This window comes from Aggregatibacter sp. HMT-949 (assembly GCF_041734645.1).
GTDB lineage: Bacteria > Pseudomonadota > Gammaproteobacteria > Enterobacterales > Pasteurellaceae > Rodentibacter.
On sequence record NZ_CP162010.1, the window covers coordinates 398,351 to 417,666 of the forward strand.

Annotated in this window: 21 protein-coding genes and 1 pseudogene; 11 read left to right on the plus strand and 11 right to left on the minus strand. The window is 42.3% G+C overall.

The features are described from left to right. Positions 1-26: 26 nt before the first annotated feature. The 4 genes from nrfD to nrfA form a co-directional block, all read right to left on the minus strand. A complete protein-coding gene (gene nrfD, locus AB3F25_RS02025; RefSeq protein WP_373603864.1) occupies positions 27-992 on the minus strand; it encodes a cytochrome c nitrite reductase subunit NrfD in 966 nt (321 codons plus the stop codon). Continuing rightward, entirely contained in the window at positions 989-1,666 is a 678-nt protein-coding gene (nrfC, locus tag AB3F25_RS02030) for a cytochrome c nitrite reductase Fe-S protein (protein WP_373603865.1), read from the minus strand. Before nrfC ends, nrfD begins: the two co-directional genes overlap by 4 nt. Further along, the gene (gene nrfB, locus AB3F25_RS02035) at positions 1,663-2,316 is read right to left on the minus strand and encodes a cytochrome c nitrite reductase pentaheme subunit (protein WP_373603866.1); all 654 of its coding nucleotides are present in this window, start codon (positions 2,314-2,316) and stop codon (positions 1,663-1,665) included. Before nrfB ends, nrfC begins: the two co-directional genes overlap by 4 nt. Before the next feature lie 67 nt (positions 2,317-2,383). Then, complete coding sequence (gene nrfA, locus AB3F25_RS02040) at positions 2,384-3,907, minus strand: ammonia-forming nitrite reductase cytochrome c552 subunit (RefSeq protein ID WP_373603867.1); 1,524 nt, start codon at positions 3,905-3,907, stop codon at positions 2,384-2,386. 504 nt (positions 3,908-4,411) lie between these two features. On the opposite strand from nrfA, the pseudogene AB3F25_RS02045 reads away from it, so the two are divergent. The 3 genes and pseudogenes from AB3F25_RS02045 to AB3F25_RS02055 form a co-directional block, all read left to right on the plus strand. Further along, positions 4,412-5,041: pseudogene (locus AB3F25_RS02045) on the plus strand (mannitol-1-phosphate 5-dehydrogenase); the annotation flags it as partial. 77 nt (positions 5,042-5,118) lie between these two features. Beyond that, positions 5,119-5,631 carry an MltR family transcriptional regulator gene (locus AB3F25_RS02050; RefSeq protein WP_373603868.1) on the plus strand — a complete coding sequence of 171 codons (513 nt, stop codon included), beginning with the start codon at positions 5,119-5,121 and terminating at the stop codon, positions 5,629-5,631. Positions 5,632-5,673: 42 nt separating this feature from the next. Next, on the plus strand, positions 5,674-6,390 hold the full coding sequence (locus tag AB3F25_RS02055) for a DUF554 domain-containing protein (protein WP_373603869.1): 717 nt from the start codon (positions 5,674-5,676) through the stop codon (positions 6,388-6,390). Positions 6,391-6,412: 22 nt separating this feature from the next. On the opposite strand, the gene mutM is transcribed toward AB3F25_RS02055, so the two are convergent. The 4 genes from mutM to radC form a co-directional block, all read right to left on the minus strand. Further along, positions 6,413-7,228, minus strand: a complete 816-nt coding sequence (gene mutM / locus AB3F25_RS02060) for a bifunctional DNA-formamidopyrimidine glycosylase/DNA-(apurinic or apyrimidinic site) lyase (protein ID WP_373603870.1) — start codon at positions 7,226-7,228, stop codon at positions 6,413-6,415. A 69-nt stretch (positions 7,229-7,297) separates the two neighbouring features. Then, positions 7,298-7,468, minus strand: a complete 171-nt coding sequence (gene rpmG / locus AB3F25_RS02065; protein ID WP_005613503.1) for a 50S ribosomal protein L33 — start codon at positions 7,466-7,468, stop codon at positions 7,298-7,300. 11 nt (positions 7,469-7,479) lie between these two features. Next, entirely contained in the window at positions 7,480-7,716 is a 237-nt protein-coding gene (gene rpmB, locus AB3F25_RS02070) for a 50S ribosomal protein L28 (RefSeq protein ID WP_005542826.1), read from the minus strand. Positions 7,717-7,929: 213 nt separating this feature from the next. Beyond that, on the minus strand, positions 7,930-8,574 hold the full coding sequence (radC, locus tag AB3F25_RS02075; RefSeq protein WP_373604307.1) for a DNA repair protein RadC: 645 nt from the start codon (positions 8,572-8,574) through the stop codon (positions 7,930-7,932). A 221-nt stretch (positions 8,575-8,795) separates the two neighbouring features. Between radC and coaBC the strand changes: the two genes are divergently transcribed. Genes coaBC through crp form a run of 5 tightly spaced genes read left to right on the plus strand, consistent with a single transcriptional unit; the run spans position 8,796 to position 12,118 of the window. Continuing rightward, positions 8,796-9,998, plus strand: coding sequence for a bifunctional phosphopantothenoylcysteine decarboxylase/phosphopantothenate--cysteine ligase CoaBC (gene coaBC, locus AB3F25_RS02080; RefSeq protein ID WP_373603871.1), 1,203 nt, complete (start codon positions 8,796-8,798; stop codon positions 9,996-9,998). Positions 9,999-10,050: 52 nt separating this feature from the next. Beyond that, a complete protein-coding gene (dut, locus tag AB3F25_RS02085; RefSeq protein ID WP_373603872.1) occupies positions 10,051-10,506 on the plus strand; it encodes a dUTP diphosphatase in 456 nt (151 codons plus the stop codon). A gap of 3 nt (positions 10,507-10,509) precedes the next feature. Continuing rightward, a complete protein-coding gene (gene slmA / locus AB3F25_RS02090; RefSeq protein ID WP_373603873.1) occupies positions 10,510-11,166 on the plus strand; it encodes a nucleoid occlusion factor SlmA in 657 nt (218 codons plus the stop codon). A gap of 37 nt (positions 11,167-11,203) precedes the next feature. Further along, positions 11,204-11,428, plus strand: a complete 225-nt coding sequence (locus tag AB3F25_RS02095; RefSeq protein ID WP_373603874.1) for a YheU family protein — start codon at positions 11,204-11,206, stop codon at positions 11,426-11,428. Positions 11,429-11,440: 12 nt separating this feature from the next. Then, a complete protein-coding gene (gene crp / locus AB3F25_RS02100) occupies positions 11,441-12,118 on the plus strand; it encodes a cAMP-activated global transcriptional regulator CRP (RefSeq protein WP_373603875.1) in 678 nt (225 codons plus the stop codon). 249 nt (positions 12,119-12,367) lie between these two features. Here crp and AB3F25_RS02105 read toward each other — a convergent pair whose 3' ends face one another. The 3 genes from AB3F25_RS02105 to AB3F25_RS02115 form a co-directional block, all read right to left on the minus strand. Continuing rightward, positions 12,368-13,501 carry an N-acetylneuraminate epimerase gene (locus AB3F25_RS02105; protein ID WP_373603876.1) on the minus strand — a complete coding sequence of 378 codons (1,134 nt, stop codon included), beginning with the start codon at positions 13,499-13,501 and terminating at the stop codon, positions 12,368-12,370. 118 nt (positions 13,502-13,619) lie between these two features. After that, positions 13,620-15,470: a TRAP transporter large permease subunit gene (locus tag AB3F25_RS02110; RefSeq protein WP_373603877.1), complete on the minus strand. Its 1,851-nt coding sequence runs from the start codon at positions 15,468-15,470 to the stop codon at positions 13,620-13,622. A 69-nt stretch (positions 15,471-15,539) separates the two neighbouring features. Beyond that, positions 15,540-16,526: a sialic acid TRAP transporter substrate-binding protein SiaP gene (locus AB3F25_RS02115; protein ID WP_373603878.1), complete on the minus strand. Its 987-nt coding sequence runs from the start codon at positions 16,524-16,526 to the stop codon at positions 15,540-15,542. A gap of 303 nt (positions 16,527-16,829) precedes the next feature. Here AB3F25_RS02115 and AB3F25_RS02120 point away from each other — a divergent pair, with 303 nt between their 5' ends. Genes AB3F25_RS02120 through AB3F25_RS02130 form a run of 3 tightly spaced genes read left to right on the plus strand, consistent with a single transcriptional unit; the run spans position 16,830 to position 19,313 of the window. Then, positions 16,830-17,516, plus strand: a complete 687-nt coding sequence (locus AB3F25_RS02120) for an N-acetylmannosamine-6-phosphate 2-epimerase (protein WP_373603879.1) — start codon at positions 16,830-16,832, stop codon at positions 17,514-17,516. 32 nt (positions 17,517-17,548) lie between these two features. Continuing rightward, on the plus strand, positions 17,549-18,454 hold the full coding sequence (locus AB3F25_RS02125) for an N-acetylmannosamine kinase (RefSeq protein ID WP_373603880.1): 906 nt from the start codon (positions 17,549-17,551) through the stop codon (positions 18,452-18,454). Beyond that, a complete protein-coding gene (locus AB3F25_RS02130; protein ID WP_373603881.1) occupies positions 18,447-19,313 on the plus strand; it encodes a MurR/RpiR family transcriptional regulator in 867 nt (288 codons plus the stop codon). The genes AB3F25_RS02125 and AB3F25_RS02130 overlap by 8 nt, the downstream gene beginning before the upstream one ends. The last annotated feature ends 3 nt before the right edge of the window (positions 19,314-19,316 follow it).

Below are 19,316 nucleotides of genomic sequence, written 5' to 3' on the forward strand. Positions count from 1 at the left end.
TTTTATTTATTTTTATCGTCTAACCATTAGGCAATCGTTAACTGTCCTGCATATAAAATAAAGTAACGCAAGCACAACACGCCGATTAGGTCGAAAATAGACACTAATATGATAAAGTTGCGGTTATATTTCAAGCGGTCGCTGACGAACAGATTTGCGATTAATGGAATTAAAATACCGATAAAGAATACTCCAATCCAAAATACCGCTCCCCAGAATCCCGATAATGCATTGTGTAATGCAACGACTTTTTGTCCGCCACCGAAGTATAAACCTACGAAGAAGCACACTAATAACCCAAGCTCAGTCACCATAATCGGCACTTCAAATTTATGGATGAAGTGGGATTCGTGAGAATCGCCTTTAAGTTTGCCGGCAATTAAAATGATCAAGAAGGTTGCAGCGATACCAGACGAGGTCCCCGATGCGAGGAACAATGCAGGGAGTACAGGATTGTTTAGCATCGGATAGCTGATTAATGCGGAAAGCAAGAAACCGGTATATGCACCAAGCACGGCTGCTAATACAAAAAGCAAGACTTCTACTACACCAACCATGCGCTCAAGCACTGGTATAACTTTTAGGGCAAAGCTAAGTTTTGGTAAAAAACGATTAATCAAAGCAGCGATTTCATTTTTGAAAATCACTATGCCCCATGCCACTAAAAACAGCATATAAACTTGGAACAGCATTACCCCCATTGACATAACGGAGTTGAATTGATAGTTAAACATCAATTTCCAGAATGTCCAAGGACGAGCCAAGTGGAAAATTAATAGGGTTAAACCGATTAAAGTCGGGATAGATCCTAAAATGACACCAGCTCGAATAATCCAGTTTTGGTTGGGATTTTCGAGTTTATGGCTGCGTTTGTAAGCGATAGCTAATTGTACGGCTCCGGAGGAAATACCGAGTAGAAACAAGTAGATCGCAATGGTTGAATCCCATACGAGATTAGGTGTATGGAATGGCACTGGATAATCTAACGTCATCTTCTAGGCTCCCCATGTTGGAATGGAATATGGTAAAGATTCGGTTGCGTACCTAATTCCACTTTCGTGCGATAAACTGGTTTTTCTTTCACTTTACGTGCCACATCACTCATTGGATCGTTCATATCACCAAAGGTGAGTGCTTTGGTCGGACAGGCTTCTACACAAGCAGGTTGTTTGCCGTTAGCGAGGTTCGTGTCGCGACAGAAGTTACATTTATCCGCGGTACGATGTACAGGATGAATGAAACGTACGCGATATGGACAAACCGCGATGCAATATTGGCAGCCTACGCAAAGATCTTTATGTACATCGACAATGCCGGTTTCTTTATCAATAAAAGAGGCACCGGTCGGACAAACCGCCACACAAGGCGCATTTGTGCAATGCTGACAAGATTGACGGAAAAACTCATATTCCTGATTTGGAAATTCGCCGTAAGGTTCGCTGCGTAAAATTTCCAAGCGGGATACGCCTTCGGGTACATGATTGGTTTCGCGACAAGCATCCATACAGGCCGTACAGCCGATACAAGCCGTTTCATCGTGCACCATAGCGTAACGTTTTGGTTTATCCGCCTTTTCTTCTTTTGCTAAAGAAGTGATGGATGTTCCCGTCATAAGGATTACCGCCCCCATGCCGGAAACAAAGTTTCGGCGTGAGCAAGCTGTCATTGTTTATCCTTTTGTTCGGTTGAAGATTGTTTATCTGCGTTTTCCTGTTCGGCTTTACGTTTTTGTTGTTCACCGTGACAATCAACACAAAGTTTTACGCGTTCTTTGGGTTTAATGCCTTTCATTGCTTCGTCTTTTGGATGAAGGGTGTGACAACTTGCACAAGGCAATTTCATTGCGTGGACATCATGTGCCCAAAGTTTTTCGCGTAATTTATCCGGTTGGTGACAAGCAAAACACACTTGGTTTTGTTCTTGTGCTGAATACATTGGTTTTTTATCGCCAAAAATATCTCCGTCAAAACGCATTACATCTTTCGCACCACGACGGTGATCTTCAGAGATATTACCGTGACAGCTGACACAAGTAATAGGTTTACCGTTGTTCGGGTTCTTTTGATTTAAGTGTGCACCGTGAAATTTACCAAAGTGCAATTCACCGCCGGATTGATCCAAGGTTTGGTTTTTATCAACCTTGTCGAATTTGTGACATTTTGCACAATATTGATTCGGATCACGCTGATTGTCTAATTGCGGCTGATAGGTTTTTGCCTCATCATCTTGCGCGTGAACAAACATTGGTACAGAAGCGGCAAGCGCGATAACGGTGGCTGCTTTTACCATGTTGCGAAGTAAAGAAGTTAAATTCATTTGGGTTACCTCAAATTTTTCGTTAAAAACGACCGCACTTTTAAGCACAAAAGTGCGGTGATTTTTCTTATTGTTTTGTTGCGGTATCTTCAGCTAATTTGCCGGAGGCTTTCGCTTCTTTTTCCCATTGAGGTACAACAGTTTTTAAGAATTCTTCTTTGGCTTTACGTTCTTTTTCAATATCAATGCCCATCACTTTCCAGGCTTTTTCCGCAGTAGAAATATCAGGCACTTCAACCGGTGTTTTCACGTTATGTTTGGTTAAAATAACCGCTAGTTTTGCACGAGCATCAGCGGCTTTGTCTAAACCGGAACCTAATACGCGAAGCATGACGTCAGGTGCGTGCATATGACCACCGTGGCTTGCCGCCGCGTAGTCCCAGCGCCATTGGGCATGACGAATATCCATTAATGCCGCTTCCATTTCTTCCTTGGTTGCGCCTGCATCCCAAGCAGCCTTCGCTTCAAAGTGAGCTTTGACGACTTGATCTTCTAAACGCCCCATTACATCTTTCACTTCTTTTTTACGTGAAGCGACGATGTCTTTGAGTTTTTCCTTGCTTTGATCGTGACAGTTCGCGCAAGTTGAATCGAAAGCATCGAATGGATTTTGGATTTGATGATCGGTGTAAACTTTACCGTCCGCACCTTGCACTTTAGGCATATGGCAGTCAATACAGGTTACGCCATTTTTTCCATGCATACCTAAAGACCAAATTTCGAAGTCAGGGTGTTGTGCTTTCAACATTGGTGCTTTAGATAAAGAGTGAGTCCAGTCGCTGAAACCGATGTCATCATAGTATTTTTCAATGTCATCTACGGTTTGACCGTTATTCCACGGGAAGGTAACTTGTTTTAAATCACCGGCGAAGTAGTACTCAACGTGACAGTTGGCGCATACTTCTGCGCGTTGTTCAGTACGTGCCGCCGTGTTAAAACTAAGATTAGATTGCTCTTTACCTTCGGCTTTAGCGCGAGCTTGCAATGCGGTGTTCAAATGATCCAACGCTCGTAAAACGTGTGGACGGGCTATACGCAGTGCCGGTTTGCCTTCGGCAAAGTCTTTGGAAGTAGTGTCGTGACAGTCGGCACAACCGATGGAGTTTACCACTTCGGCACCGCCTTTCGCCCATTTACCGCTAAAATAGCCTTCTTCTCCCCATTCAGCGATTAAACGCGGAACATCCGGGCCTTTACAGGTCCAGCAAGCCATTGGCTGTGGGCCGTCGTTAGCTGTTTTTGGTGCGCCGGTACGTAAAATATCACGCACATCTTTTACGGCATAAACGTGACCGCGCGGTGCGTTATATTCTTTTGCAAACGCATAACCGCCCCACAATACGATAAGACGAGGATCTTGCTCGTCAGCATAAATAATCTTATCGCCTTTTTCAGTGGCTTTCCAAGATTCAAATTGCTTCGGATATTTGGCGGCAAACTTTTCATTTACCGCTTCAATTTTTAAATTTGGGTTTGGTGCTTCAACAGGTTGCTCAACCGGTTTATAAACCATCTCCGCCATTGCAGAATTATAGGCGCCTAAGGCTGCGAACGAAGCCGCCAATACAAGGCTTTTTCTTAGTACGTTCACGATAATCACTCCATCACAAGTAGGGAAAAGTAAATTAAGTTTAAATGCGAACTATTCTCGTTAAGTGGTTGAAATCACTCGAAAAAAAGAGCTCGACTCAAGAGTAACAATATCAAAAGTACGGTTATTTTCTAGTGTGATTTGTAAAAATATTGCGTTAGATCAAATGAAATTTGATAAATACATCAAAATAGGTAGCTATATGGAGGTAGATGGAAAATTAATAACTGAGCATCTATTTTGGCTATTGATTGTGTGATATATCGAATAATTTTGTGATTTTTATCACAAAATTATTTTTCTTAGATTAATCTTGTGATCAAGATCACATTTTTTAAAAATCGTAACTCGAAAATATTGTGACTGAATTCACAAATTTAAATAAAATTATTTTTTGTGCAAATTTTCTTATGCTACTTTGAACGCACTTTACTCACTCTTTTTAATGAGGTTTTTTATGTTGTCAGCAAATGCAAAAGTGAAGATACAAAGCTTCGGACGCTTTTGCTGGTTACCGTAGAAGAATTTAGCGAGTGGATCGTGGATGAGACTCAGTTTAAAGGGCAAATCCCGTCGATTAGCGGCATGGAAAAAACCAATAACCTGATGGCGTTTGTAGAACGCAAATTGTTCACCTTGAACACCGGGCACGCCACTACTTCCTACTTTGGTAAGTTAAAAGGCTATCGCTTCGTGAAAGAAAGCATCGAAGATGAAGGCATTAAAGCGGATGTAAAAGCCACCATGCAGGAAAGCGGTGCGGTGTTGATTAAACGCTACGGTTTCGACCCGCAGGCGCACGCAGCCTATATTGAAAAAATTCTCAAACGTTTTGCCAACCCATTCTTGGTGGACGATGTAGATCGTGTGGGGCGCGAACCCTTGCGTAAATTAAGCTACAACGATCGTTTAATCAAACCATTGCGTGGCACGCTGGAATACGGCTTGCCGAATCAGCATTTGATTAATGCCATTGCTGCGGCCTTGGCATATCGTAACGAACAGGATTTACAAGCCTTGGAACTGGCGAAATCCCTTGCTGAAAATGGTGTAGCTCAGACTGTGCGAAAATACACCGAATTACAGGACGAGGCAGTAATTGAACGCATTATCACGGCTTATCAAGCGATTTAAGTGAATAGGGCGAATGAGAATTCGCCCTCATCATTTTATGCAATTTGAGAGATTTTTTTATTTAAAAGGATTTTAAGGTGCCTATTGATCAGGTTTATGAAAAATTAAACAAGGCGATGTCGCTACGCGGTTTTATCACCATCGCAGTGGCGATTTTTGATGAAACCATTGACGAATTAATTAACCGCGTTTTTCGCAAAACGGATTTTGCTGTGAAATCGGTAGTGGATTCCTTGTTTGAAACCTCAGGTCCTCTTTCCGAATTAAGTATCCGCTTAAAAGTGCTGCTCGGTTTGGGTATTGTGGAACAGTCGGTTTTTGCTGACATCGTGCAGTTTATAGAGCTAAAAGAAACGTTAAATAACGACGAAAAAGACTACAATTTTTTTGATTTAAAAATCATTGAGTTTGCACAAAACTTACATTTTGTAACAGATAAGGCTCTATTAAATTTCCCTTTCGAACCGACTTCCGCCGATTCTTTGCTTTTTCAAATAAAACAACGACGCAAAGAAAAACTAGTACGTTCCTGTTTAATCCTTGCGATTACGGACATATACGATAGGCTACAAATAGAAAGCCCGTTTTAATGCGGTTCTTCTTTATAATGTTGTTTTTATAACGGAGGTAATATGATTATCGGACCCTATATTAACGCGCTTGCAATAGTGAGCGGTGCTTTGATCGGTGCTTTGCTTGGCGGGCGCATTCCGGAACGTTTACAAATAAATTTAACCTTGATTTTCGGACTTTGTTCCCTGTGTATGGGGATTGTGATGGTGGCGAAAGTTGCCAATATGCCTGCGATGATTTTAGCCGTACTACTTGGGGCGATTTTAGGTGAAATTATTTTGCTGGAAAACGGTATTAATAAATTAGCATCGTCCGCGAAAGGTATTGTTGAGAAATTGTTTGCGCATGGCGGCAATCGCTTGAGTCACGAAGAATTTTTATCAAAATTTGTAGCGATTATGATTTTATTTTCTTTCAGTGGAACAGGCATTTTCGGCGCAATCAATGAAGGTATGACAGGCGATATCAGTATTTTAATTGTGAAGTCTTTTCTGGATTTTTTCACCGCAATCATTTTTGCCACAAGTTTAGGTTATGCCGTGGCGAGTATTTTTATTCCGCAAACTTTGTTACAGCTGTTATTAGCTTATTCTGCGGTATCTATTATTCCTTTTGTCTCGCCCGAAATGCGTGCTGATTTTGCCGCGGTCGGTGGCGTGCTGATGATTGCCGCGGGATTTCGTATTTGTAATATTCAATTGTTTCGCGTAGCAAATATGTTACCGGCACTATTACTAGTGATGCCGATTTCTCATTATTGGACGGTATTTTTCTAAAAAAAGAGGCGCATCAGGCGCCTTATTTTTTCTTCTGACAATGCGGACAAAAATAGCTATTGCGTTGACCGATCACGAGAGATTCGATTTTAGCACCGCATTGGGGGCATGGTTTGCTTTTGTTACCGTAAACCAAAAGCGATTGTGCGAAATAACCGGGGCGACCGTCGGGTTGTAAGAAGTCTTTGAGTGTTGTTCCGCCTTGAACGATGGATTTCGTCAGTACGGCTTTTATCGTCTCGACCAATAATTCGCATTGTTTACGAGTAAGATTTTTAGCTAATTTTAACGGATGAAGTCCGCATAAAAAGAGCGTTTCGTTGGCATAAATGTTGCCCACGCCGACGACCACCGCATTGTCCATTAGAAAGACTTTAAGTGCGATTGATTTTTGGCGAGACTTTTTAAACAAATATTCTCCGCTAAATTCCTCTGAAAGTGGCTCCGGTCCAAGTTTTAAGAACAAATGAAATTCCTCTAAATTATCCGTCCAAAGCCAGGCGCCAAAGCGTCGAGGATCGTTATAACGCAATAGCTTTCCATTGCTCATTACGATATCTACATGATCGTGCTTATTGATAGGGCTGTCGTGCGACACGATTCGTACTGATCCGGACATACCCAAATGTCCGATGATATAGCCTTTTTCCGTGTGAATGATTAGATATTTGGCACGGCGAGTGAGATTTAATACTTTTACGTCCTTTAATTCTGTTAATTCGGGCGAAACCGTCCAACGTAGTTTGGGTTGTCGAACGACGATTTTTTCAATGATAAAACCTTTTAAATAAGGAGTTACGCCACGCAGTGCGGTTTCAACTTCTGGTAATTCGGGCATTGTTTATTTCCATGATAAATTTTTGGTATAAAAAAACCCGAACGAGTCGGGTTTTTAGAATCGGCAAAATTATTTGATTTTTGCTTCTTTATAGATAACGTGTTTACGTACTACCGGATCAAATTTTTTGATTTCCATTTTTTCAGGCATGTTACGTTTATTTTTATCAGTTGTGTAGAAGTGACCGGTCTCTGCAGTAGAAACTAAACGGATTTTCTCACGAGCGCCTTTAGCTGCCATGTTTTAGCTCCTTAAATTTTTTCACCACGAGCACGGATTTCAGCTAACACTGCATCAATGCCTTTTTTATCAATAATACGCATACCTTTCGCGGTTAAACGCAAGGTTACAAAACGGTTTTCAGACTCAACCCAGAAGCGGTGAGTGTGAAGATTTGGAAGAAAGCGACGACGTGTCGCATTCATTGCGTGTGAGCGATTGTTACCCACAGCTGGACGCTTGCCTGTTACTTGACAAACTCTAGACATAATAATCTCCAATAACTAAATATAAGCTCGAGCTTACGGTTCGGACTGTTTAAACCGGGGTAAACCGGCCTGCTACCTCGTCAGGTCGCGCTAATCCGACCCGCTTACTATATTAAAGGCCGCAAATTATACTGACTTTATTTTTATTTCTCAAGTAGAAATGCGTTTTTCCGAAATGCGAACGATAAAAAAATATGCAGTTTAGTGGTAACGTTATAGTAAATTGTGTTCCGCAAAAGAATAACAATCGCTTTTTCCGACAATTATGTGATCTAAAATCCTAATTTCCATTAAGTCTGCAGCTTCAATAATTTTTCGCGTAATGGTTTGGTCGGCATAACTGGGTTCACAAACGCCGGAAGGATGATTATGCGCTAAGATCATTGCCGCCGCATTACAATAAAGTGCTTCCTTAATAATTTCGCGCGGATAAACCGTAGAAACATTAATTGTGCCTAGAAATAACCGTTCCTTTTTAATTAATCGATGCTGATTATCTAAAAATAACACCATAAATACTTCACGTTCTTCATGTTGTAATTCTGTGTGTAAATAGAGCTTGACGATTTCGGACTCTTGAAAAATTTGTGAAGCAAATATTTCTTGTTGAAGATAACGTTTTGTCATTTCAGTCGTGGCTTGCAGTTGAATAAATTGCGTAATGCCTAAACCTTTCATATCGCAAAAGGATTTCTGATTTGCTGAAAGTAAGGCGCGAAGTGAACCGAAATGTTTTAACACTTGTTCGGAAAGTTGCATAACGGGACAACCTTTTATACCGGTACGCAGGAAAATGGCTAAAAGTTCGCGATCTGAAAGAGCGGATGCACCGAATTGCAATAATTTTTCGCGAGGCATTAATTCGTGAGATTGCATTTTTCCTTCTATTGTTGTCGGGCTAAAAATATCGCGGATTTTGTTCGATGCCTTGTTTTAATGCGAATTAAAGCGACAAAATTTGCGGAACGGATCGCAAAAATAAAAGTTTTTATTTGAATAAATTCAAGTAAAATAGGCTCCATTGTGGTTAACTACTAACAAACAATGGTTAGGCACCGATAAATCATGACGGAGAGCAAATGAAACTAACTGGGAAACGTTTTATTATTGGCATTACAGGCGGTATTGCAGCGTATAAAACAATTGAATTAATTCGTTTATTACGTAAAGCAGGGGCGGAAGTGCGCGTAGTGTTAACGCCTGCCGCCGCAGAATTTGTCACTCCGCTGACGTTACAGGCGATTTCCGGTAATGTGGTATCTCAATCGTTGCTTGATCCGCACGCGGAATTTGCCATGGGGCATATCGAATTGGCAAAGTGGGCGAATGCGGTGCTGATCGCGCCTGCCAGCGCAGATTTTATTGCACGTTTTAGCGTGGGCATGGCGAACGATTTACTTTCAACAATTTGTTTAGCCACTTGTGCGCCGATTTTTCTTGCGCCGGCGATGAATCAGCAAATGTTTCATCAATCGGTCACACAGCAAAATCTAACCGCATTGAAGGCCCGAGGGGTGCGACTTATCGGCCCGAATAGCGGTGTTCAAGCTTGCGGTGACGTAGGCGCGGGGCGAATGTCCGAACCGACGGAAATTTTTACCGCACTTTCCGATTTCTTCGTGCAAAGCCAAGATTTACGCGATTTAAGTGTTGCAATTACGGCCGGTCCAACGCGTGAAGCGATTGATCCTGTGCGTTATATTTCCAATCATAGTTCGGGCAAAATGGGCTTTGCGCTGGCTACGGCTTTTGCCGAAAGAGGCGCGAATGTCACTTTAATTAGCGGGCCTGTGAATTTGTTGACACCGCCAAATGTAACTCGGGTGGATGTGACTTCTGCGCAAGAAATGTGCCAAGCCGCCCTTAAAAGCGCAGTCGAAAATCAGATTTTTATCGGTTGTGCAGCCGTCGCAGATTATCGCTTAGCAGAAGTATCCACTCAGAAAATCAAAAAATCAGGCGAGGAACTTTCGTTAAAATTAATTAGAAATCCTGACATTATTGCGGCAGTGGCACACTTATCCGAAAACCGTCCGTTTACTGTCGGTTTTGCGGCCGAAACGCAAAATTTGGTGGATTACGCGCAAGACAAATTACAACGGAAAAATTTGGATATGATTTGTGCTAACGATGTATCTGGCGGGCAAGCGTTCAATACGGATGAAAATATGTTGCAGCTTTTTTGGAAAACTGGCGGTAAGACTCTTTCATTAAAATCAAAAACAGATTTAGCACGGGAGCTGGCGACTGAAATCATCGCACGTTATCGGCAAATAAATTAAAACTTAATTATTTCGAAAGCGTTTTTTAGCCGCACTTTGAAGGAGAATTAAAATGAAGAAAATCGATGTGAAAATTTTGGATAATCGTATTGGAGAGCAGTTTCCCTTGCCCAGTTATGCGACCGCCGGATCGGCCGGCTTGGATTTACGCGCATTGACGGATGAATGCGTTGAAATTCAACCGGGCGAAACAAAGTTAATTCCGACTGGGTTATCCATTTATATTGCGGATCCGAATCTTGCTGCGGTAATTCTACCGCGTTCTGGTTTGGGACATAAACATGGCATTGTATTAGGTAATTTAGTTGGGCTCATTGATTCTGATTACCAAGGTCCGTTAATGGTCTCGATGTGGAATCGCGGAACCGCCCCCTTCCGCATTGAAATTGGGGACCGCATTGCGCAGTTGGTTTTCTTGCCGATTGTACAAGCGGAATTTAATATTGTGCAGGATTTTGAACGAACCGAACGCGGAGAGGGTGGTTTTGGGCATTCGGGTAAACAATAACTTATGGTTGAAGAACAATTATCTTTAGATGGTGTAGAAACCGTTAAACTGGAAATGAAAATGCCGAAAATTGAAAAACGCACGGTAAAAGAACGGCAGCAGCAAGTACTAACGGTACTTACCCATATGCTTCATTCTGAACGCGGTATGGAGCGTATGACTACAGCGCGTTTGGCGCAAGAAGTGGGGGTGTCGGAAGCAGCGCTTTATCGCTATTTTCCCAGCAAAACAAAAATGTTTGAAGCTTTGATTGATAGCATTGAAAGTAATTTGCTCAGCCGAATCAATACGTCAATTCGTAACGAAACCAATACGATGCATCGTGTACATGATATTTTACAAATGATCTTAGATTTCGCACGTAAAAATCCGGGGTTGACACGAATTTTGACTGGGCATGCGTTGATGTTTGAAGCACCGCAGTTGCAGGTTCGGGTTGCGCAGTTTTTTGATCGCCTGGAAATGCAATTTGTAAATATTTTGCAAATGCGAAAATTGCGCGAAGGCAAAGGTTTTGATGTAGATGTACGCATTATTGCTGCGCATTTGGTGACCCTTTGTGAAGGGCAGTTTATGCGTTATGTCCGAACCAATTTCCGTATGACCTCGAACCAATCTTTTGAGCAACAGTGGCGTTTTATTGAACCGCTCTTTTCTTGAGTCGATTTGGGCTTAATTGACTTTCTTGGGGAAATATATGATTATTCCGTGGCAGAATTTAGACCCGACAACGCTTGATAATATAGCTGAAAGCATAGTATTACGCGAAGGGACGGATTACGGTACAGAGGAAATTTCGCTCTCCCGAAAGAAACAACAATTATTAACCAAGATCCGCAATGGAGATGCGGTGATAGTCTGGTCGGAATTGCACGAATCCATTGACATAAAAGATAAAATGGAATTTTTTAATAGGGATTGATAAGGAGTCAATATGTCAGATCGCATTGGTATTAATCTTGCGTTCGAACAGAGGGAAGAACAACCTCAACAAATCACGCGCGACCCTGTTTTAGATTGGTTTTTGACACACTGTCATTTGCATAAATACCCGGCTAAATCGACATTAATTCATGCCGGGGAAGAAGCGACGACGCTTTATTATATCATTAAGGGATCGGTAACGGTTTCCGCTAAAGATGACGAAGGCAAAGAGATGATTTTAACTTATCTTGGCGCCGGCGAATTTTTTGGTGAAGCCGGTTTATTTGATGAGGGATCAAAACGCTCCGCTTGGGTAAAAACGAAAACACCTTGCGAGGTCGCAGAAATCTCTTACAGAAAATATCGCCAACTTATTCAAGTTAACCCTGAAATATTAATGTTTTTAACGGCACAACTCGCTCGCCGTTTACAAAATACTTCGCGTCAAGTGAGTAATTTGGCATTTTTAGATGTGGCAGGTCGTATTGCGCAAACCTTGATTAACCTGGCAAAACAACCGGAAGCCATGACTCACCCGGATGGAATGCAAATTAAAATAACCCGTCAAGAAATCGGACAAATGGTCGGCTGTTCCCGTGAAACTGTTGGACGAATTATTAAGATGCTTGAAGATCAGAATTTGATTCACGCTCACGGTAAAACTATCGTGGTTTATGGTGTAAGATAGTATTTGAGAAATCGCTGTATAAAAAGGCGATGTTTATCTAAGGATTGTTTGAGCTATTGAGTTTTCACCGATTATCTTTAATTGAGCTGTAACAAATCGAGGCATGAATTTGTTTCATAAAATAGCACCGCATTGGAGCCCTTTCCAATGCGGTGCTATTTTATGAGGGTAATTTCTGCTTCGAGCAAGCACGACATTATTTCGTAAAAAGCTTGCGAGTTTCCTTACTCATCAGTTTTTTGTCGTGAATTATTCGATAGTTAATTTTTTACCGTCATAACTCATAGTTTTCACTGATGTTAGTGCTTTTCCGCCATCAGTTTCACCGCCGATAAGCAAGACTTTGTCTCCGTAAGAAACTGATACACCATAGCCAATATTCATTGGTAATTCTCCAATGATATTCCATTTACCCTTATTCAACGTGTAAACATCTTTATGCCAGGCTTTGCTTAAGCCTTTATGGGCGTGAAGCATACCTTCTTTAAATTGTTTTACGGAACCCGGGAAGTTTGCACCGCCGGTGACTAAGTAATGACCGTGGCTGTAACCTGCCATTGCTCCCGCCAAACCGTCTTGACTTTGACCTTTCGGTGCCGGTAAGTCAGGTAAGTTTTTCCATTGCACGCCTTTGTCGGTGAATGTACCGGCGTGAGTTTCTGCCGTACGCAAGCCCGGTTTGATTTCACCGTTGACCACGATTAAATCATTACCTTGAATGGTAAATGCAGCGCCTGCGCGACCGGAGAATGGTACGCGACCTTCGTTGCGCCATTTATTAGTCGACGGTTCATAGCTTAATAATTCTGTGGTGAAGAAATAGTCTTCCGGACGTTGTTCAAAATACGCTTTGGCGATTTCGTCTTTTTTCGCTTTGTCTTCGCCTGCTGCAACAGTGTCTTGGAAGAAACCGTTGAAAATAGACAAGTTAGAACCGCCCACGATATACACTTTATCACCGTGAGAAGCCCCGCTGGAACCAACTAAACCGCGTGGCGAGCGGGTTGGTAATTTGTTCCAGGTATTATCGGCCGGGTTGTAACTGTAGGCATCGTTGACGAATTGCAATTCGCCTTTTTCATTTTTTTGTAATCCGCCGAAGACATACAATTTGCCGTCAACAGCCGCTGCCACCGGTTGGTTACGGTCACCGCCCGGGAATGTGGCGATTTCTTTCCATTGGGCGTTCGGGGTTTTTAAATCTAACGCATAGAATTTATCGCCGCCTGTACCTAAGCCTACATAAACGGTATCGCCAATTAACGCACCGGCACCGCTTTTAATGCCCACCGGTAAATCAGGGTAAGCGGCAGCGTGTGCGGTTACAGTAAAAGTGGTTGCCGCCAAGAAGAGGGTGGCTAATATTGTTTTTTGAAATTTCATAATAAACCTCGTTTGGAGTGATTTGGGCTATTCGTCAACGGCAGAATAGGTCTTTTATGTGTAGGGTAAGAAAGTGCGGTTCAAATTTACTGCGTTTTGCAACCGCACTTTTAGTGTCCTAAGGTATTAACAAATTCGGAATGAATGTGATGATACTTGGGAAGATGGTGATTAACACCAAGGTCACGAAAATCGGGATTAAGAACGGCAATACACCTTTCGTCACGGTGGAGACGGACATGTTACCCACGCGTGCGACCACGAATAATGCCATCCCCATCGGTGGGGTTAAGATACCGATCATCATGTTCAAGGTTGTCATAACGCCGAAGAACACAAGGTCGATACCGAATTGCATGGCGATTGGAATTAACATTGGCAATACCAAGAATTGTAATGCCAAGGCATCAATGAACATACCGAGGAATAATAACAAGGCATTGATCATGACTAACACCATTAACGGCGAATCTGCTACCGCAACGAAGACATCGGCAATACGCATTGCCACTTGTTCGCGGGCGATCATGTCGCCGAAGAAGGTGACGGTCATAATCATTAATGCAACAACACCGGTAATGGACATGGCTTCCACGCAGCTGTTGAAGAGCATTTTTAAGGTTAATTCTTTATAGACGAATTTACCGATAATGATAGAGTAGAATGCCGCTACCACCGCAGATTCTGTCGGGCTGAATAAGCCGGAGAAGATCCCGCCGATAATCAAAATTGGGGTTAAAATTGCCCAAAATGCTCTTTTGAATGACGTACAAAGTTCTTCACGAGAAGCTTTTGGTGTTCTTAGATAACCCCGTTTTTTGGAGATGTAGTAGTTCATTGCCATGAGAGCGATGGTGACTAATACCCCCGGTACGAAGCCGGCAATAAAGAGTTTTGCAATGGATTCGTTTGCGATAACACCGTAAATGATCATGGCAATACTTGGCGGAACCAATGGACCGATAATACAAGAGGCTGCCGTAATACCGCCGCAGATGTCATCATCATAGCCTGCATCACGCATGGCTTTGATTTCTAATTGACCTAAACCACCCGCATCGGCAAGTGCAGAGCCGGACATTCCGGAGAATAACAGGCTTGCACCGATATTAACGTGCCCCATACCGCCGGTGTAGTGGCCAAGTAAGGCTTTGGCGAAGTTAAAGATACGTTCGGTGATACCGCCGGTATTCATTAAAATTCCGGTGAGAATATAGAACGGCACGGCAAGAAGTGGGAAACTGTCCAAACTCATGGTGAGTTTTTCAGAGGCGGCGTTCACCACATTCCAACGGGTCATGGAGAAATAGAGCAGAGTAGTGATGAATAACGACCAACCCACCGGCACGCCCAAGAACATGATGATTAACCAGAAGAGCAATGCCACATAGACTGCATTGGAACCAAATTTGACATATTCGGTTACGCGTAGGACTTTGTACCAGTCAGGGGCCAGGAATAAAATACCCAATAAAACAACCGCATTTACGATAAAGAAGGTTGCCGGCAAATAGCTTTTATTATCTTTGAAATTATCTGCTTGCGCTTGGAAGAAACGAATCAGCATCAAAATGGAAATGATCGGCAGGGAGGCATAGATCCATTTTTCGGAAATACCGCCTAAGGCATCAATCGGGAAACTGGCGCCTATATAGGTTTTAATACCAAAGTGGATAAAGAAAATCACACCAAGGAAAATCACGATTTGTACGAATGTATTGGTGATTTTTTTAACGGCCGATGGCATTAAGTTAGTCAAGAAGTCGATATAAACGTGCTCTTGTTTTCTGATGGCAACGCTAATACCCAGCATCCCCACATAAACGAATAACAATTTGGCGAGTTCTTCACTCCAGATTAATGGAGAATGAAAGGCTTGTCTGAACAGAATTTGTAAAACAAGAATGCAGAATATGACGAGGAATAATGTGCCACCAATCCATTCTTCAAGTTTATTAAAGATTTTCATATTCAACTCCGTTGAATAATAAAGGAGAGAAAAAGCGTGCCTGCCGAAACAGGCACACGAATAAGCGTATTATTTGCTGATGGCTTGAATTTCTTTAAGCGCTTCTTCGCCTTTTGTTCCGGTTTGTTTTACAAATTCGGCATAGAAAGGTTTCATCGCTTCTTTGAACGGAGCAAGATCCGGATGGGTTACGGTTACACCTTGTTTTTCAAAGAAAGTCACTAATTCTTTTTCACCGTCAACGAATAATTTGGTGTGGTATTCTGCCGCTTTTTGGGCGGCGTCTTTCACTACTTTTTGTAAATCTTCCGGTAAATCTGCGAAGGTTTCGTTACTTACCAAATAAAGTTGGTCATTTAAGATGTGGTTGGTCATCGCCAAATATTTTTGCACTTCATAGAATTTTTGTGCTTGAACCGTGGCTAATGGGTTTTCTTGACCGTCAACGGAGTTAGTTTGTAGTGCTAAATACACTTCAGAGAATGCCATTGGTGTTGGAGAAGCACCCACATATTTTGCGTAAGCCAAGTTAGTTGCCGCGTTTGGTACGCGTAATTTCAAGCCTTTCATGTCGGCAATGCTGTTGATTGCGCGGTTAGAGGTGGTTTGGCGTGTACCGTTATAGGCTTGGGATAATAATGTTAAACCTAAATCCTTGTTCATTTTTTGGATTAAATCTTTACCGAATGCGGTGCCGAATAAGGCTTTTTGTGCCACGCTGTAGTCGCTGATCACATAAGGCAGAGCAAACACAGCGGCTTCAGGATAGAACAATTGGAAACGCGCGGATTCTGCAAAAGTGAAATCCAATGCACCGTCTTTTAATTGTTTTAACATGGCGCGGTCGTCACCTAATTGGGAACTTGGGTAAAGAGAAATTTCAATTTTGCCGTTGGATTTTTCTTTCACTTCTTTGGCAAACATTTCGGCTGCTTTGTACTCGTTAGAAGAAGTACCCGCATTCATACCGAATTTTAAATCATAGTCTGCAGCGTTAGCGGCAGAGGATATACCTAATGCGATTGCTGCGGTAAGGAAAAGCTTAGTGAATTTCATAGTATTGCTCCTATTGGTAACTATTTGGGTTGATAGTGCGATCATGAGAATGGGTTTTGGCAAAACTGCAGCCAAAATGATTTATTCGCACTCATTCTAAGAGTAAAAAAATATTTTTAAAATAGATTATGGAGTTTTATTTCAAAACTGAGACATTGATCACATTAAAGAAAATTTACTTCACAAAATATTTCAAAATGAAATTTTATTTCTATATAATGTGATTCGGTAACGCAATATTGCAATATGACGTGAGACTTTGGCTAGTATGACTAAAGCCCAAATACAAACGAGGAGTCTAATATGTCTAAATTATCACATGAACAGGTTTTTCAGCACATTCAACATGGCTTAATCGCTTCTTGCCAGCCGGTAGATGACGGCCCGATGGATAAGCCGGAAATCGTTGCTGCCATGGCACAAGCTTCCGTTATTGGCGGAGCGGCCGGTATTCGTATTGAAGGCGTTGAAAATTTAAAGGCTACTCGGCCAACCGTACAGGTACCAATTATTGGTATCGTAAAACGCGATTTGCCAGATAGCCCAATTCGGATTACTCCCTTCTTGCACGACATTGAAGCGCTTGCTAAAGCCGGCGCGGATATTATCGCGGTAGATGGAACTCATCGTCCGCGTCCGGTTGAGCTTGAAAGTGCAGTTAAGAAAATCCATGAATTAGGTTGTCTTGCGATGGCAGATTGCTCCAATTTAGAAGAAGGCTTACATTGTCAAAAATTGGGTTTTGATATTATCGGTAGCACGATGTCGGGCTATACCGGTGGCGTAGTGCCTAAAGAACCTGATTATCAACTGGTCAAAGATCTCAAGAAAGCCGGTTGCCGCGTTATGGCGGAAGGACGTTACAACACGCCTGAACTTGCCAAAACTGCAATTGAAATTGGAGCTGATTTCGTGACTGTCGGTTCGGCGCTGACGCGTCTTGAACATCTCGTAAGTTGGTTTGCAGCGGCGGTGAAATCAGCGAAATAGTTCTTCATATTGAAACAAGAAAAGGATGACTTATGCGTTGTTTAGCTCTTGATATCGGCGGTACAAAAATTGCAGCGGCCATCGTCAAGGATGGCGAAATTATCCAACGCCAACAAATCGCTACGCCACAAGATAACGCTGCGCATGCATTGCATAATGTGCTTGCGCAACTATTAATGGATTATGCGGGGCAGTTTGATTATGTTGCAGTCGCATCTACCGGCATAATAAATCACGGTATTTTAACCGCTCTGAATCCTAAAAATTTAGGCGGATTGGCGGAATTTCCGTTAAACGAAAGCATTGCCCGTCATACCGATAAACCGATAGGCTTGCTGAATGATGTTCAGGCGGCTGCTTATGCAGAATATCAGCTGCAAGATCAAAGTAAATTAACAAATTTTGCGTTTATAACCGTTTCAACAGGTGTTGGCGGAGGATTGATTGTGAACCGCCAACTTTTGACCGAACCCAATGGTATTGCTGGTCATATTGGACATACACTTGCCGATCCGAACGGCCCTGAATGCGGTTGTGGTCGGCGTGGTTGTGTAGAAGCAGTGGCCGCCGGGCGGGCTATTGAGGCTGAAGCCTCGACTTGGGATATTCCCTGTTCGCCCAAAGAAGTATTTGAACGCTTTAGAAAAAATGACCAGAAAGCAATCGCCCTTATAGAGCGTTCTGCGCGCGCGATTGCTAATTTAATCGCTGATTTAAAAATTAGTTTGGATATGCAAAAAGTCGTGGTCGGCGGTAGTGTTGGCTTGGCTGAAGGATATTTGCCCTTGATTCACCGTTTTCTTGATGAAATGCCGGAAATTTATCGTTGCGAAATTGAATCGGCTCGATTTGAGCAAGATGCCGGGTTGGTTGGTGCCGCCTATTGGGTGAAAGATATTTTATTAGCTCAAGTTGGTTGGGAGGCGAGATATGGCTAGAAACGGCAATGTATTGAATACGATTAGCTCTTTGTATCAGAGCTTAACCAAAACTGAGAAAAAAATTGCCGACACGATCTTAATGTCACCTGATCTTGTCGTACAGTGTCCTCTTTCAGAAATTGCCGAGCATCTGGATGTAGGAGAGGCAACGTTTGTACGTTTTTGCCGTTCCGTGGGATTTAAGGGGTTTAGCGATTTTAAACTGGAACTTTCCATTGAACTTGCCACGAAAGACAATCGCAATAATCCGTTATTGGAAACGGATATTACTCATAATGACAGTTCTTTTCATATCGCGCAAAAATTGCAGAGTTCGATTTCTAATGTCGTTAATGAAACGATTAATTTATTGGACTTCAAACAATTAGAAGGTGTTGTTGCTGCGATTCGACAGGCTAATCGCATTTTTTTATGCGGAGCAGGATCTTCCGGTATTACAGCGGAAGAAGCGAAAAATAAATTGATGCGTATTGGCTTTCAAGTGGATGCTACGGGCAATAATCATTTTATGTATATGCAAGCGGCATTGTTGAAGCCTAATGATGTTGCTATTGGCCTTAGCCATTCGGGTTATTCGCAAGAAACGGCTCATACACTAAAAATAGCCAAGCAAAATGGCGCAACAACTGTTGCAATTACCCATAGTTTACGTTCACCGGTGACCGAATCGGCAGATTATGTGTTGGTGAACGGCAACAAACAAGGAAAATTACAAGGGGATTCCATTGGTACCAAAATCGCCCAGCTTTTTGTATTAGATTTAATTTACGCTTTACTGGTGCAAGGCGAACAGGAACGAGCGGTAGAAACGAAGCAAAAAACGCTCAATGTCATTCTAGAACAACGTATAAAATAGGAG